13 protein-coding genes are annotated in these 14,486 nt (G+C 71.2%); 3 read left to right on the top strand and 10 right to left on the bottom strand.

Annotated features, from left to right (window positions below; translation table 11 throughout):
- Positions 1–492: 492 nt before the first annotated feature.
- The gene (locus ACN6LM_RS22260; protein WP_445067132.1) at positions 493–1,332 is read left to right on the top strand and encodes a hypothetical protein; all 840 of its coding nucleotides are present in this window, start codon (positions 493–495) and stop codon (positions 1,330–1,332) included.
- 87 nt (positions 1,333–1,419) lie between these two features.
- On the opposite strand, the gene ACN6LM_RS22255 is transcribed toward ACN6LM_RS22260, so the two are convergent.
- From ACN6LM_RS22255 to ACN6LM_RS22230, 6 genes are all read right to left on the bottom strand, one after another.
- Positions 1,420–2,445 (bottom strand): PP2C family protein-serine/threonine phosphatase, encoded by a 1,026-nt coding sequence (locus ACN6LM_RS22255; protein ID WP_445067131.1) that lies wholly within the window; start codon positions 2,443–2,445, stop codon positions 1,420–1,422.
- Positions 2,446–2,565: 120 nt separating this feature from the next.
- Positions 2,566–3,144 (bottom strand): hypothetical protein, encoded by a 579-nt coding sequence (locus ACN6LM_RS22250; protein WP_445067130.1) that lies wholly within the window; start codon positions 3,142–3,144, stop codon positions 2,566–2,568.
- 16 nt (positions 3,145–3,160) lie between these two features.
- Positions 3,161–4,477 (bottom strand): DUF7224 domain-containing protein, encoded by a 1,317-nt coding sequence (locus ACN6LM_RS22245; protein ID WP_445067129.1) that lies wholly within the window; start codon positions 4,475–4,477, stop codon positions 3,161–3,163.
- 39 nt (positions 4,478–4,516) lie between these two features.
- Positions 4,517–5,212 carry an ABC transporter ATP-binding protein gene (locus ACN6LM_RS22240; protein ID WP_445067128.1) on the bottom strand — a complete coding sequence of 232 codons (696 nt, stop codon included), beginning with the start codon at positions 5,210–5,212 and terminating at the stop codon, positions 4,517–4,519.
- 231 nt (positions 5,213–5,443) lie between these two features.
- The gene (locus tag ACN6LM_RS22235; protein WP_445067127.1) at positions 5,444–5,809 is read right to left on the bottom strand and encodes a peptidoglycan-binding domain-containing protein; all 366 of its coding nucleotides are present in this window, start codon (positions 5,807–5,809) and stop codon (positions 5,444–5,446) included.
- Positions 5,810–6,114: 305 nt separating this feature from the next.
- Positions 6,115–6,747: a maltokinase N-terminal cap-like domain-containing protein gene (locus ACN6LM_RS22230; RefSeq protein WP_445067126.1), complete on the bottom strand. Its 633-nt coding sequence runs from the start codon at positions 6,745–6,747 to the stop codon at positions 6,115–6,117.
- A gap of 85 nt (positions 6,748–6,832) precedes the next feature.
- Here ACN6LM_RS22230 and ACN6LM_RS22225 point away from each other — a divergent pair, with 85 nt between their 5' ends.
- Positions 6,833–7,528, top strand: a complete 696-nt coding sequence (locus ACN6LM_RS22225) for a VOC family protein (RefSeq protein ID WP_445067125.1) — start codon at positions 6,833–6,835, stop codon at positions 7,526–7,528.
- A 10-nt stretch (positions 7,529–7,538) separates the two neighbouring features.
- Here the strand turns inward: ACN6LM_RS22225 and ACN6LM_RS22220 are convergent, their stop codons facing one another.
- The 4 genes from ACN6LM_RS22220 to ACN6LM_RS22205 form a co-directional block, all read right to left on the bottom strand.
- The gene (locus ACN6LM_RS22220) at positions 7,539–9,596 is read right to left on the bottom strand and encodes a glycosyl hydrolase family 28-related protein (protein WP_445067124.1); all 2,058 of its coding nucleotides are present in this window, start codon (positions 9,594–9,596) and stop codon (positions 7,539–7,541) included.
- 273 nt (positions 9,597–9,869) lie between these two features.
- A complete protein-coding gene (locus ACN6LM_RS22215) occupies positions 9,870–10,532 on the bottom strand; it encodes a hypothetical protein (protein ID WP_445067123.1) in 663 nt (220 codons plus the stop codon).
- A 36-nt stretch (positions 10,533–10,568) separates the two neighbouring features.
- Positions 10,569–11,768 (bottom strand): helix-turn-helix domain-containing protein, encoded by a 1,200-nt coding sequence (locus ACN6LM_RS22210; RefSeq protein WP_445067122.1) that lies wholly within the window; start codon positions 11,766–11,768, stop codon positions 10,569–10,571.
- Positions 11,769–11,867: 99 nt separating this feature from the next.
- Positions 11,868–13,565: a CocE/NonD family hydrolase gene (locus ACN6LM_RS22205; protein WP_445067121.1), complete on the bottom strand. Its 1,698-nt coding sequence runs from the start codon at positions 13,563–13,565 to the stop codon at positions 11,868–11,870.
- A 125-nt stretch (positions 13,566–13,690) separates the two neighbouring features.
- Here ACN6LM_RS22205 and ACN6LM_RS22200 point away from each other — a divergent pair, with 125 nt between their 5' ends.
- The gene (locus ACN6LM_RS22200; RefSeq protein WP_445067120.1) at positions 13,691–14,401 is read left to right on the top strand and encodes a TetR/AcrR family transcriptional regulator C-terminal domain-containing protein; all 711 of its coding nucleotides are present in this window, start codon (positions 13,691–13,693) and stop codon (positions 14,399–14,401) included.
- Positions 14,402–14,486: the final 85 nt, after the last annotated feature.

The following is a 14,486-nucleotide window of genomic DNA, read 5'->3' as shown; positions in this document are numbered from 1 at the left end:
GCGCTCCGGCCCCCCGCCCGGCAGCGCCGCCTCCCCTGCTCAGCGACTTTTGAACCTGCTCGGCCGCTGCAACTGCACTGGCAGCGACCCGCCGCCGACGCCCTGCGCCCGCTGCGCGATCCAAACGCGCCGCTGTTGAGCGGAAGGCGCCGATGCAGGCCGAGCTCGATCGAACGTTCGGATGAGAGCGTGATGCGGCTCAGCGACATGCCGACACGGCATCCACAAGATCCACTTTCGATACACGGTCCCGCGCCCCCGGGGCTCAAGCCGCGAGTTCCGAGCGCTCTTTGAATGGATTGGCTGGGCGGGTCTTTACCCACCCACCCGCCCCCGTTACCCGCACGGGTTCACTTTTCGCGATCAAGTTGCGACGGACGGTAGGCACGCTTTAGCTTCAGCGAGGACATAGACCTAAGACGGCCCCCGTCGGTGTGGCAACACCGCCAGGGGCCTGACCACCTCGATCGACCCGATGAAAGTAGCGATCTGATGGCTGACGCCCAGTCTAGTAGCGCACCCTTCCCCGACCACCCGATGGCGAACCCCGGTTACGGCAAACGTTCCGCCCCGGACCAACGCCCCCGTACGGGTCAGGACTTCACGCATCTCAACCCCCGTGACGCGGCCATCGCGTCGTACATCGACGGGCTGTGCGACGGCGCCGACATCTCCGTGAAGGCGCTGGCCAAGACGCTTCCGTACGGGCAGTGCGCGATCCGGACGTCGCTGAACCGCCTTCAGGAGGCGGGGCACCTGCGCCGGGGCAGCGAGTGCGTGGCGAGCGGGGTGAACCTGCTGTGGGTGACCCGGACGTTCTTCTCCCGCACCGCGCGCGACGACACCTGGTGGGCGAGCTTCAGCCGGGGCGACGTACCCGAGGACACCCGGCGGGAAACGCGCTCCAAGGCGTTCATCCTGCTGGCGGCGCTGGGCCGCAGGGCCCCCGTGCTGTCGCTGTCGCACAACGACTGCGTGGCACTGGAACCGCAGGCGTCGGAGTGGCTGCGCAGGGGCGCCACGGAGGACGACATCCTCCGCGCTCTCACCGCGGGGCTCCCGGGCCCGATCCACCACCCGGCGGCCTTCGTGGCCAAGCGCCTCCAGATGAAGCTGCCCCCGGCCCGCGAACCCCGCCCGGTCCTGCGGGCCCTGGAATGCAGCGAGTGCCGGGCCCCCGGCACCGCCGACGCGCTCCCCGGCGGCAAGTGCCGCCCCTGCACGGGCAAACCCACCCGCGAGACCCCGACCCTCCCCGCCCAACAGGTCCGCGCCAAGGCCCGCGCCGTACGAGCGGGCCTGATCCCCAGGTCGGACCGCCCCAAGCGCTGAGCCACCACGGGTGGGGCGTGAGCACGCAAAGTCAAGGTCCTGTGACGCCTCGTCAAGGACGCGACCCTGGGGCCGGATCCTTCTGCCTCACCGGCCTGTAACCCCGCCCCGGAACTCCACCAGGAGCAGCGCCGAGTCATCGTCGGGCGGGCCGCCGGTGAAAGCCGCGACGTCCGCGCGGACACGACGGAGCACCTCCTCGGGTTCGCCGGTCGCCAGCAGCGGGGCGACGCGCTCGCGGACGGGGTAGAAGCGCCCTTCGTCGTCGCGGGCCTCGCTCAGGCCGTCGGTGTAGAAGAACAGCCGGTCGCCGACGCGCAGGGTGGCGCGGGCGCCGCCGTCCCGGAGGTCGGCGGGGCCGGTCAGCCCCGTGAGCCCGAACGGCGGGCCCGGCTCGCCCGACGCGACGGACACGACCTCGCCGTCGCGCGTGCGGAGGAGGGGCGGCGGGTGGCCGTGGTTGTGCACGACCAGGCCGCCGTCCCGCCCGATCTCCGCGAGAATCGCGGTCACGAAACGCCCGCCGTCGGTCCTGCGTTCCAGCGCCGCTTCGATGCGACGGCCGACGTCGGCCAGCTCCCGAGCCCCGGGGGCGGCCTCCCGGAAGGCGGTCAGGACGACCGAGGCGCAGCGAACGGTCTCAAGCCCCTTGCCCTGGACGTCCCCGACGACCAGACGCATGCCGTCGGAGCACGGCTCCACGTCGTACAGATCCCCTCCGATCAGGGTGGCGCGGCCGGCGGAGACGTACGAGGTGCCCAACCGGACCGGCCCGAGCTCCGGGGGGACCGGGGTGAACAGCACGTCCTCCAGCGTGCGGGCCACGTCCCGTACGTCGATGAGCCGCCGCTCCACCTTGAGGCGCGCCCAGGCCGCGTAGGCGGAGGCGAGGGTGACGTACGCGATGGCGAACAGGGCCACCCACATGCGCAGATGCCCGAAGCGGTCGGCCTTCCACGCGAAGAGCAGACACAGGAGGACGGCGAGGCCCCCCATCGCGGCGACGTTGCGCACGGTCCCCCGCGCGGAGGCGATCGCGGGCCCGGCGGCGTACACAGGCAGCAGGTTGTACTCGGGCCCGGTCACCGCGTCCACGACGGCCGTCCCCAGCATGACAACCAACGGCAACCCCATCGGCGCCCCGACGACCCGCCCCCAGCGCCTGCCCACTGCCACCTCCGCGCCACTCGACCCGCCCAGAATGACACGAATCGGGTGAATCGAGCCCTTGTCTCAGGTCGCGTCGCGTACCAGCGGTGCCCCCGGTACAGAGACGACGCCGAGCGCCAGCGTCACCGTGGCGGCGACGACGGCGGGCAGGTGGTCCGGAGGCATCAGGATGATCGTCCACGGCTGGGTGGCGCCGCTGCCCCCCGTATTGCCGATCAGCATCATCGTGATCACCCAGGCGACGGGGATGATCACGGCCACCTGGTAACCCGCTACCCGGCGGGCCAGCAGCATCAACCCGACCAGGAACGCGGTGTTGCGCCCTGCGGTGCTCGCGCTGGAGGCGTCCAGAAGCGTGGCGACGGCCTGCGCGACCGCAATCGCGGTCAGCACGGTCGCCAGGACCAGTGCCTGGTCGAACCGGGCGACCGGTCGGCGCCCCGAAGCCTCGGCGGACGGGAGCCTGCTGCCGAGCGCGTGGGCGAGCCCGATGCAGACGACGAGCGGCGCGAAGAGCACCAGCGGCCTGGCGGCCTCACTGCCCAGCGAGGGAAGGGAGACCACCGTGTCACCGGCGGCCGCGGTCACCACTGCGTACGCCAGGAGGGCGAGCGCGAGAAGCGGGACCTGGCGAGTCCTCACCCACCACAGCATCCGATCACCCTTCCACGGGAGGGGCGGCCGGCATGGTCTCCGGAGCGGGCTTGCACTGCTGGAGCAGCCTGACGTTGCGCGTGTACCAGGACAGCTGCTTTTCGGGCGACAGCTTCGTCACTTTCCGCACCACGGCTGCCAGGCGCGGATCGGCGGCCCGCTTCTCGCTGTACTGGCCCCGGATCGTCTCCTCGTCCAGGCCCGCCTTGAGCATGAGCCAGGCCGCGAGCGCGCCCACGTTGCCCTGTTGGACGTCGGTGGTGGTGTCGCAGGGCGGGATCACGGGAAGAGCCGAGGCCGCGACGCTGGCCTTCAGATCCACGTCGCGCATGTCCCTGTAGAGGAAGAGCCGCCACGTCCGCTTGTCGATGCGGGCCGCCTCGGAGACGAAGGCGAGTTCCTTGGGCGCCTGCAGACCTGCGGCCACGAGTCGGGGCACGACCTCCTTCGACGCCGCGGTCAGCGGGCCCAGGCTGTCGGCCGCCTCCACGGGCACACAGACCCGGGGCGATCCGTCGGCACACACCGGGGCGTCGGTCCGTGCGCGCGGCGGCGGGTCCCCGGTCCAGTCCCGTACGGGTGCGACGGCCGACGCGGTGAACACAGCGAGGCAGACAGCGGACGCGGCAGCCGCTGCGCCTGCCCGCACGAACCTGTGACGACGCCACCGGGCGATCTCCGCCCCGGCCAGGACGGCGGCCAGGAAGCCGGTGGCCATCAGCATCGGCACGCCGAGGGCCACCGGGTTCACCGTGATCGTGACGTCACCGTAAGGCGCGTCGAGCCAGCCGGTGAGCTCCCGAAGCCACATCGGGGACGTGATCGTGACGGGCATGACGAGACACAGATAGTCGACGACGAGGATCACGGGGGTGGCCAGGACGCGCGGCAGCAGCATCCCCAGCCCGTACCCGACGACCGTGTGGACGACGATGAGATACCCGGCCATGGCCAGCACGCCCGGGTGCGGCCAGTCATGGGCCGCGCCGGTCTCCAGGCGCACGGTGACCAGGCACGTCGTGACCGCCGCCACCCCGAGCAGCGCCACCGGCCACAGCACGCTGAAGGCGATGGCGTACCTGCCGCGCACCGCCCCCAGCCGGTACACGCCGGCCCGTCGCAGGCGCCCGGCCTCCCAGGCGGCGAACGCCGCGCAGGCGGGGGCGTAGAAGGGCAGCGTGTGCCCGACGAGGACCGTGTTCCCCGCCCAGTAGGCAGGCTCGTTCGACGCTTCGTGAGCGGTGACCAGCCACACCCAGCCGAGGACCAGCGGCGCGACCCAGACAGCACCGGTCGTACGCAACGCTGTCGCTACGCGCATACCGGCCCCTCCTCCTGGACGGTGGCGTAGTAGGCGGCCTCAGCGAGGCGCCCGGCCGCCGTGCGGGGCGAGGGCGAGGAAGTCGCGTACCGCCCCGGCGAACCGGACGGTGCCGTGGTCCAGCACGACCACGTGGTCGTACGTCTCCTCCAGATCGGCGACGTCGTGCGTCGAGAGCACCACGTGCTGATCGAGGCCGCCGAGGATCTCGTGGAAGACCCGGCGCTGACGGGGGTCCATGCCGGCCGTCGGCTCGTCCAGCAGCAGGACCTCGGCCTCGTGCACCAACGACTGGGCGACGCCTACGCGGCGTTGCTGCCCGCCGGACATCCGGCGGACCTTCCGGTCGGCGAGATCGGCGAGCTCCACCCGTTCGAGAGCGCCGAGCGAACGGTCCCAGGCATCCCGCCGGTTCATCCCCTTCAGCCACCCGACATACGCGACCTGCTCGCGGGCGGTCAGCCGGGGCACCGACTCGATCTGCTGCGGCAGCCATGCGATGTGCCGCCGGTACGCGGCGAGGTCACCCCGCCGGGTGGTCGTCTTCCGCCGGTACGCGACAGTGCCCGAATCCGGCCGCAACACCGAAGCGGCCAGCGACAGGACGGTGGACTTGCCCGCGCCGTTGGGACCGAGGAAAACCGTCCGTCCACGCGGAAAGTCGATGGTGAAGCGCTGGACGACGGGAACTCTACGGCGATAGCCGAAGTCGACCGACTGAAAGCCGATGGGCATGGTGCGCGCGCTCTCTTGTGGTGGGAGGCACGCATCGGTTCGGTGCGGGCCGTGTCGTGCGTCAGCCCACACAATTCACGATACCGACGGCCAATGGTTGCGAGTGTGACGCTCCCGTGATCAAAGGCGGTGTCTTTCCGGCCACTTGAGACCGGATCACATGCGTGTGCCACACCGCCCCCGTGCCGGGTGGCGGCACGGGGGCGGCGGGGGTGGGGCCTCGGGGGCAGGTCAGTGGGTGGTGGGCATGATCGTGGGGCAGTATTCCTCGTAGGCCAGTTCGCCCGAGGGCAGCAGGTAGCCGTAGTAGAGGGCGTCGCCGGTCCTCGGACCGACGATGCCGTCCGCCGAAAGGCCCTTGCGCCGCTGGAAGTCGATCAGGGCCGCATAGGTCGCCTGCCCGTACACGCCGTCGCGCACGATCCCGTACCCCGCCAACTGCAGCGCCTTCTGCACACAGACAACCGGTTCGCCGCGCTGATCGGGCTTGATGTACGCGACACCCACGTCGGCCTGGGCGACGCCGGCGAGCGAGGTGACGGCGATGGCGGCAGCGCCGAAGGCGACGGCTCCGCGCCGGAGAACGGTCTTGATCATGGAAGGTTTCCCCATCTCGTAAGCGGTCACGAGCCGCCCCGGCAGGGCAGTCCGTGACTCGGACAGGGCTCCATGCTCGGGACCCCGCCACCCGTCCCACCAGGACTTCCCGTCCCTGAGACATCCCGGGCCACTGAGGACGAACCGACCGGGACGTCCATCCGCGTCCCACCCGCGTCCCGGTCGCGGGTCCCGGACGCGGGACGCGGGACGACGCCTTCACCCGCGCCCTGCGCTCACCGGCCGGCCCGCCGAATGGGTCGCCCCCGGGCCGCGCCGGCCGGTGAGTTCCGGCCTCCGGGCCGCTACGCCGCACGCACCTCCGCGAACGCCCCCCGCACCTCCGCGTCCTCCGGCGTGCGCCAGGGGCCGGACACGTGCCCCTTCGCGCCCTCCGGGGCGTCGGCGGCAGGTCGCAGGACGCGGTTCACGTGGAGGACCGCACCCGGGACGGGCAGGTCCGTGCCCCCCGGGGTGTCCGTCGCCCCGGGGGTCGCCGGGCCGAAGGGGGCGCCCGTGCAGGAGTGCGTGATCGCCGGGTCCGGAGTGTCGCTCACGCTCTGGGCCTGGGGCTCCGCACGGCCGTCCAGCAGGGCGAGCAGCTGCGCCACCAGGACCGGGTCGTGGCAGCCGTCGTACACCCAGCGCTTCCCGAGCACGCCGTGCGCGGTCGTGCCGATGAGCGCGTCCTCCGCGCCTTCGAGTGCGGCGCCCCGGTAGGTGAGCGGCACGAAGTACGGCACCGGCTCGGCGCCCGAGGTGTCGGTGACCACCATGAACTCGATGCCCACCTCACCCTGCGGGTCGTCCAGCCGGAATCCACCGGACCTGACGAGGGACGGGGTGGCGGAGCCCACGTACCAGGGGCGGGTCGGAAGCCAGGTGGTGAGCAGTTCGAGCTTGGTCGGCGACAGGGTGGTGCGGTGGATGACGGCCATGCCGGAGGTCTCCCGTGGGTCGCGTGGGCGGCTGGTTTCCCTGCGCGCAGGGGCGGTTGCCGGACCCGCGCGCTACGTTGAGCCTATGACTTCCGGGATCGACACCACCGTGCGCATCGGGCCGCAGCAGTTCCATGAGACCACCGGTCTGGAGGACTGGCGCATCGTCGGCGAGGGCGCGTGCGCGTACTGGCGCACCGGCGGATCCTTCGCGGCCGGTGCGCGCTTCGTACAGGCCATCGGCGAGCTCCCCGACCTCGGCGACGACCACCCGGGCATCGACGTGCGGCGGGACGGCGTCACCGTACGGCTCATCACGCTCACCGATGAGTACTTCGGGATGACCAGCCGTCATGTCGGGCTGGCCCGCGATATATCGAAGGCGGCCCGCTCACTCGGCCTCGCCTCAGACCCCTCCTTCGCGCAGACCGTGCAGGTCACCGTCGACGCGCTCGACGTCCCCGCCGTGGTCGCGTTCTGGCGCGCCCTGCTCGGCTACGAGCACCGTGCCGGCAGCCCCGAGGACCTGGTCGACCCGCGTCGCCGCGGCGCCCCCTTCTACTTCCAGCAGATGGATGCCCCGCGCCCCCAGCGCAACCGCGTCCACGTCGACGTATGGGTGCCGTACGACCAGGCCGAGGGCCGGATAGCCGCGGCCCTGGCCGCCGGTGGCCGGCTGCTGAACGACACGGACGCCCCGCACAACTGGGTCCTCGCCGACCCCGAGGGCAACGAGGCGTGCGTAGGGGCGGCCGGCCCGCCCGGACCGGCCACCGACTAGCGCTTGCGCCTCACCAGCCGGACGGCGCCGGGGGCGGGACCACCTCCGGGCGGTCGTCGCAGGTGAGCGTGTTCGGCAGCAGCCACGGTGCGAGCCAGCCGCCATCGTTGCCGCCCAGATCCGTGACGCCGAACTCCGAACCGGTCGACGGGAAGTTGAACGAGCCGCAGTTGTTGACGCCCACCGCGCCCACGTTGCGCGCGTCCACGTTCTCGAAGGTGGCGCCGCCCGCCGCGCGGGCGCTCAGCACCGAGGTGCCCGTGCCGTCGACCCGGATGTCCTTGAAGTGGATGTTCTCGATGACGTACCGGTCCTTCACCGCCCAGTCCGAGACCAGCATGACCGCGTTGTACGTGCTGTCGAGGAAGTCGTTGCCCGTCACCCGGATATCGGCGCCGTCGATGCTCCGGTCGAGGGCGTAGACCCACAGCGCGCCCAGCCCGATCTTCCAGTTCAGCTCGAACGTGCCCGCGCGGACGGTGGTGTTGCGTGCCAGGTCCACCTTCCCGGCGAAGGGCTCGGCGCCGAAGCGGGAGCCGAGGTGCAGCGCGCTGCCCTCGCGGACGGGGTCGGCGACGAGGTTGTCGGAGACGGTGATGTCGCTGCCGCCGTAGATCGCGATGCCGTTGGCGAGGACCGGGGTCTGCACGGTGTTGTGGTCGAAGGTGTTGCGGGCGTTCGTGGTCTTCTCGGCCCACATCGCGAGGCCGTCGTCGCCCGAGTTGCGCACGAAGGTGTTCGTGACGCGTGAATCGGTCACGCCGGTGTGGAAGTTGATGGCGTCCGCGATCTGGTCCACGATCACGGTGTCGGAGACCTTCAGGTTCCTCATCGGTCCGTCGAACCACATGCCGACCTTGGTGTGACTGATGTGCAGGCCCTCGATGGTCGAATCGCTCATCGCGCCGCCGATCGCGTTGACCTGGTCGGTGTCGACGCGCTCGCGCACGTCGCCCTCGATGGCGAAGCCCGACAGATGCACGTCGCGGCTGCCGCCCTCGGCCGCCGGTTTCCCGTAGAAGCCGACGCCGGTGTGCGTGGACCCGTCGGCGGCGGGCTCGGCGAGGGCGACCTCACGGCCCTTGATCTTCGTGTACCAGTTGCCCGCGCCGGTGATCGTGACGTCGTCCACCAGGATGTGCCGGTCCACCCGGTACGTCCCCGGCGGGATGTACACCTTCAGGTGGGCGCGCCGGGCGAACGCGATCGCCTTCTCGATCGCCCCCGCCGCGTCCCGCCGCCCGGTCGGATCGGCCCCGAACGCCAGGACGTTGGCGGCGAGCAGTTCGACGTGCGGCAGCCCCACCCGCTCGGAGTCCAGCAGGTCGATCACCGTCCACGCGGCCCGGCTCCCGGCCGGCACGGTCAGCCGTACGGTGTCGCCCGCGCGGTACGTACGGCCGAGCAGGAGGCGCTGCTCGTCGTAGAAGTGGCTGGGCCGGAACGGCTTGTCCACGACCGGGGCGGGCGTGGTGGCGGCGGGCACGCAGCCGCACTCGGTGATCCACCAGTCGGGGTGGAGGAGCCCGGCGCCCGGGTCGTTGGAGAACGGGTACTGGTTGTACAGCCAGGAATACTGCGAGGTCAGCGTCATCGTGGACCGCTTGTGGCCGTTCACCGAGACGTCGAGCGGCGCCGTGATCCCGCCGCCGCCCGGCGCGTCCGGGATGCTGTAGCGCACGGTGACCGCGTCGGCCGCCGCGGGCAGCGTGAACTCCACGTGCTGCCCGGGCGCCAGCTGGACCGCCCGACGCCCCGACGCCTCGGACGGCAGTGTGTACGCGTCCCGGTCCGGCCCGATCACCGTCCCGTCGGTCACCGCGTTCTCGGCCTCCTGCTCCGCGAACGCCACCTTCGCGCCGCGCCCCTGCACCAGCGCGGGATCGAGGGCGGCGCGCGTGACGACCGGGGCAGGGGCGACGGGCCGGGGCCCGGCGAGCGCGGGTGCACCGGCCAGCACGCCGAACCCGACGGCGACCGCGGTCACCGAGGCGACCGTTGACGCGTACAGCCCGGCCCGGCGCGGTCTTCGCACCGCCGCCGCGACAGCGGCGATCTTCCGTGACATCGCATGCCCGTTTCTCTGAGGGAACGACGGGGCTCAACGGCCGTGCGCGCGTGGGGAGACCGCCACCGTCATGAGTGAGGCGACAGTAGGGCGCGCGTCACCCCTCCCACAAGATGCACGCGAGATGTTTCCACTAGTACGCAGAGAAGTGCGTAGCCATGTCAGCTTTTTGCGCAAGCGGCGCAAGGTGGGGACACATGCCTGTCCCCCGCACCCAAGCCAGGAACGGGTGCGGGGGACGGGCGTGCAGAACCTCGCGCGGAGTGACAGTGCCTAGCTCTGCACCGCCTGCCGGCCATGCCACTCCTTGTAGTGAACGGCCAGCGGCGTCTGCCCGTAGGAGGGGAGGCCGTCGCCGAACTTCCGGAGCTTGCCGTACACGTTCTTCAGATCACCCTCGGTGGCAAAGTGCCCGAACTCAATGGCCATCACCAGAACGTCCTCGACGGTCATGACCTCCAGGTCCCGATCGGTCGCAAGGGCTTGGCCACCCTGATCGTCGATGGCGACGATCACTTCGTGCCCCTCGTCCTGGTAGTGCACTCCGTGAGCCACAACTACCGCTTCGCCGAGATCCTTTGAGTTCCGCAGGGCGTCTTCCACCTGCCGGCCTCGCACATCCTCGAAGACTTCGATGACACGAGCCGGGGCTGTCCGTGCCTCAAGGGCGGGAAGAACACGGACGTGTCGACTGCCTGTCAGTCGCGTCCACTTCAGCTTCAGCCCGGGGTACTTCTTGTCCTTGCGCGCGACTTCGTCGCAGACTTCCTGCGGCACGAGCAGCGTCAGATCCGCCTTCTGGAGAACGTCCACCAGCAAACGGTGGACATTCGCACCGACGAAGTGCACGCAGATCACCGCGTCCAGAATGCATAGCGGTTCGTGTTGATCCGGCGAAGCCGTCTCCTTTGACGCTTCCGCGTGCTGGTTGGGCAAGCCCCCACCCCTTCGACATCCCCAGGCGGGGTTACTTTACTCCGGCTTCGCGAGCCCGCGGGCGACCAGCCGGGACAGGTTGGCCCGCCGGGGATTCGGAGGGTCGGGAACGATGCCGGCTTCCGCGAGTCTGGCTTCGGCCTCTTCCGGTTTGCATCCTTCGAGCATGGCCAGAGCCCGCACACCCAGAAGGTTCTGCCGATAGGCGTCAACAGCCCGTTCGAGGATGCGCCTGGGAGCCCGTACGGCCTGGGCGGCGTCCTTTTCCTGCTCGTACGCCGGGCCCCAGCCGTAACGGTGTGCCAACTGCGCGCCGGTCGGCCCGCGCAGGTCGTTCTTCTGCTCGGTCGTGACGAGCGACATCTCCTCCAGCTGAATGAGGATGACGGGAAAGCTGACTCGGAAGTGGCGTGCAAGAAGTGCGGCCGTACGCTCGTCCATCCGGCCACCCTCTGGAAAACTCTCAGCGGCCAGCCAGGATCTGATGCCTTCCCTCGGCGCCAAGAGGTTGCGGGCAAAGGCGTCGCAACGCCTCTCACCCGGGGTTCTTCCGTCGTTCAGCGCATGAACCTGGGCACCGTCATTCCACAACAAGTGCCCGAGCTCGTGAGCGAAACTGAACCGCTGCCGTTCGGGCACGTCGCAGGCACGAACGGCAATGAGAGTCGTGTCGCGAGCAGGGTCGGTGGCGGTGAATCCTTCGGCGCCCTTCGGGAGCCTCAGTACCGCTGTGTCGACACCGGTGAGCTGCTCGATCAGTTCGTCCACGTCGGCAACGGGGGCGCAGCCCAGCTGAAGAGCCTCACGGACCCGTTCGGCCAGCTCACTGGCCTGCAATTCCCCGGGAAGCTGCTGGTCCGGAACCTTTACACGCCCCTGCGGCTTCCGCTGCTGCGTGGTGTTCGTCCCCAGCTTGTCCAGACGGGCATCCAATTCAAGCAGTTCGAGGGTGCGCCGAAGCGCCTCCTCACGCTCCGCGACCGTCACCTCGTCGGTTCTGGCCGCGATCTGGACCCTCTCTCGTACAGGGTCGCCACTGGTGAGCAGCCGCACCGGGATACCCAGCGCGACGGCGAGCCGGTCCAGTTCCACGAGAGTCACGTTGGGACGAGCACCGGTCTCGATACGGGTCAGGGTCGGTTGGGAGAGCTGGGCGCGTCGCGCGAGGTCACGCTGGTTGAGTCCAGCGCGCTCACGTTCGCGGCGGATCCGCTCCCCCACAAGCACGAGATCCACTGAGCACCTCCTTGTTGAATCTATTCTACGGACCTGATTCACGATGGCCAGTCGTATGTCTACCACCCAGGACTGACAGATGGCGCCAGGCGCATTGCCTTACCCGGTCGGCTCCACCGACAGCGTCAACTCCGAGTCCGCGTGCACCGTCACCCGTACGGGCACGAACTCCGTCGCGTCGATCCGGGGCTCCCCCGTGCCCGGGTTCAGCGCGTAGCGCGGGTGCGGGGCGGGGCTGATCTGCCAGCGGAGGCGGTGGCCGGGTGCGAAGCGGTGGGCGGTGGGGGTCATCGGGACCGTCACGTGCACCGGGTCCGGCCCCGTGGTGCGGAGCCGGGCCAGGCCGTCGCAGACGTTGGTCGAGCGGCCCTCCGGGTCCACGTCGCACAGCCGGACGAACACATCGCCGTACCCCGTGTCCGTGGAGGCGCTGACCCGGGCGGAGACCGGGCCGAGGACGGTGAGAGGTCCGGCCAGGGCGGGCCCGGTGAACGTCAGGACGTCCGTGCGCGCCTCCGACGACGCGTTGTCCCGCGCCCCGGCGGTACGGGAGAGCAGCGCACCGCCCAGCGTCGGCACCGGGTCGTCCGGGTCGTGGCGGAAGGAGGCGAGGGGGCCGTTGTCCGTGGGGGCCTGGCGGGTCAGGTGGCCGTCGGCGGTCGGGTACCAGGAAGCCGTGGACGCCTCCGGAGGCCACGCCTCCAGGTCGCGCACCGCCGCCCGCGCGCCGCCCACGTGCACGCGCACCGGTGTCGGGCGCAGACCGGACGGGTCGGCGCACAGGTGGGCCCGGAGCCAGGCCAGGGATTCGGTGAACACCTCGGCCCAGCCCGCCTGGAGCGCCGAGGTGTGGGTCCACGGGCCGACGAGCAGGGACGCCTCGGCGCCCGCCCGGCGCAGCCGGCCGTACTGCGCGAAGGTCTGGTCCACGAGGGCGTCGTGCCATCCGGTGATCAGGGCGACGGGCACGGCCGCCCGGCCCGCCACCCCTTCCGCCGCCCGGGCCAGGGACGCGCCCTCCCAGTACGGGTCGTCCGCGTCCGGGTGGGCCATCGCGTCGTCCAGCCAGGGGATCTCCCCGCCGAGCGCGTCCGCGTACGCCCCGCGCAGCGGACGCGCGGTGACGGCGGAACGCACCCGGCGCCGGAGGCGCAGGGCCGCCCGGACGAACGGGCCCATGCCCCGGTGCTGATACGTCATGCCGGCGCCCACGGCCAGCGCGGTCTCCAGGTCGAGGACGCCGTCCGTGTGGAAGAGGGCGTACGGATCGTGCAGCCCCACCTGCACCACCATGGCCTTCAGCTCCGGCGGCGGATCGAGGGCCAGCGCCCACTGGACGTACCCGAGGTAGCTGGGGCCGACGGTGCCCAACCGCCTGTCGAACCAGGGCTGTTCGCGCAGCCAGGTGACCACCGCCAGGCCGTCGGCGGGCTCGTTGCGCCAGAGGTGGAACGCTCCGCCCGAGCCACCGGTGCCCCGGCAGCTCTGCAGGACCACATGGAAGCCCTGTTCGGCGAAGAGGATGCCGTACTGCGGGGACCACGGCACTCCCCGCCCGTACGGCGTACGGACCAGGAGGGTGGGGAAGTCGCCCTCGGCGCGCGGGAAGTAGTGGTCGGTGACCAGCGGGCTGCCGTCGGCGGCGGGAACCGTCAGTCCGCGCTCCACACCCACCTTGTGGCGCGCGGCGGGCAGCCCGCGCCAGGAGGCGCGCATCAGCCGGGAGGCGAGCGGCGGCTTCGCGGACGACGGCGTCCATGCGGCCCGGGGGCGGGCGTCGTGCGTCGGTCGGGTCATCTTCGCCTCCATCGGTACGTCATACGGCGGCGCGGCAGCACCGCTCTCCATTCTCGTACTAAGTACGAGAATACTGGATGCTTGGATGGACCGCGGAGGCGACCCGGGTGAGAGAGGCTGACAACGTGACCCGCACCGAAGGTGCCGGAGGCATCGATCCGCGCGTGCTGTGGCGGGAGCAGGACCGGCCCCGGCGCGGGCGCCGACCCGCGTTCAGCCGCGAGGCGATCACGGCCGCCGCCGTCGCCGTCGCGGACGCCGAGGGGATCGACGCGGTCACCATGCGGCGGGTCGCCGCCGAGGTGGGCGCCGGCGTCATGTCGCTGTACAGCTACGCCCCTGACAAGGAGACGCTGCTCGACCTGATGGTCGACCACGTCTCCGGCGAGCTGCCCACGTCGGACCCGCTCACCGGCGACTGGCGCGCCGACCTGAAGACCATCGGCCGCCACCAGCGCGCGAACATGCTCCGCCACCCCTGGCTGCCCGCCGCCGTGCAGGCCCGCCGGTCCCTGGGTCCCCGCACGCTCGCCTTCGTGGAGCGCGCGCTGGCCGCCCTGCGGCCCAGCGGGCTCGACGGGGCGGCCCGTCTGGAGGTCTTCGCCCAGCTCACCTCGTTCGTGGCGGCCCAGGTCGGCTACGAGGTCGGCCGGGCGCGGGCGGCCCAGGACCCCGGCCGGAACGCCGCCGAGGCGCTCTACCTGGCCGAGGTCGCGGCCGACGGCGACCATCCGGAACTGGCCGAGGCCCTGGCGACGGCGGGCCGGCCCGTCACCCCCGACGCCATGTTCGACCGCTTCCTCACCCGCCTCGTGGACGGCCTCGACGCGGGCTGAGCCCGTACCCGTACACACGACGACGCCGGCCCCCGGGGACGAATCCCCGGGGGCCGGCGTCTTGGTACTGCTGGAACTGCTGACC

The organism is Streptomyces sp. SAS_281, from assembly GCF_052542855.1.
The sequence above is the reverse complement of the archived record's forward strand: the minus strand, read 5'-3'. Positions and strand labels throughout refer to the sequence as shown.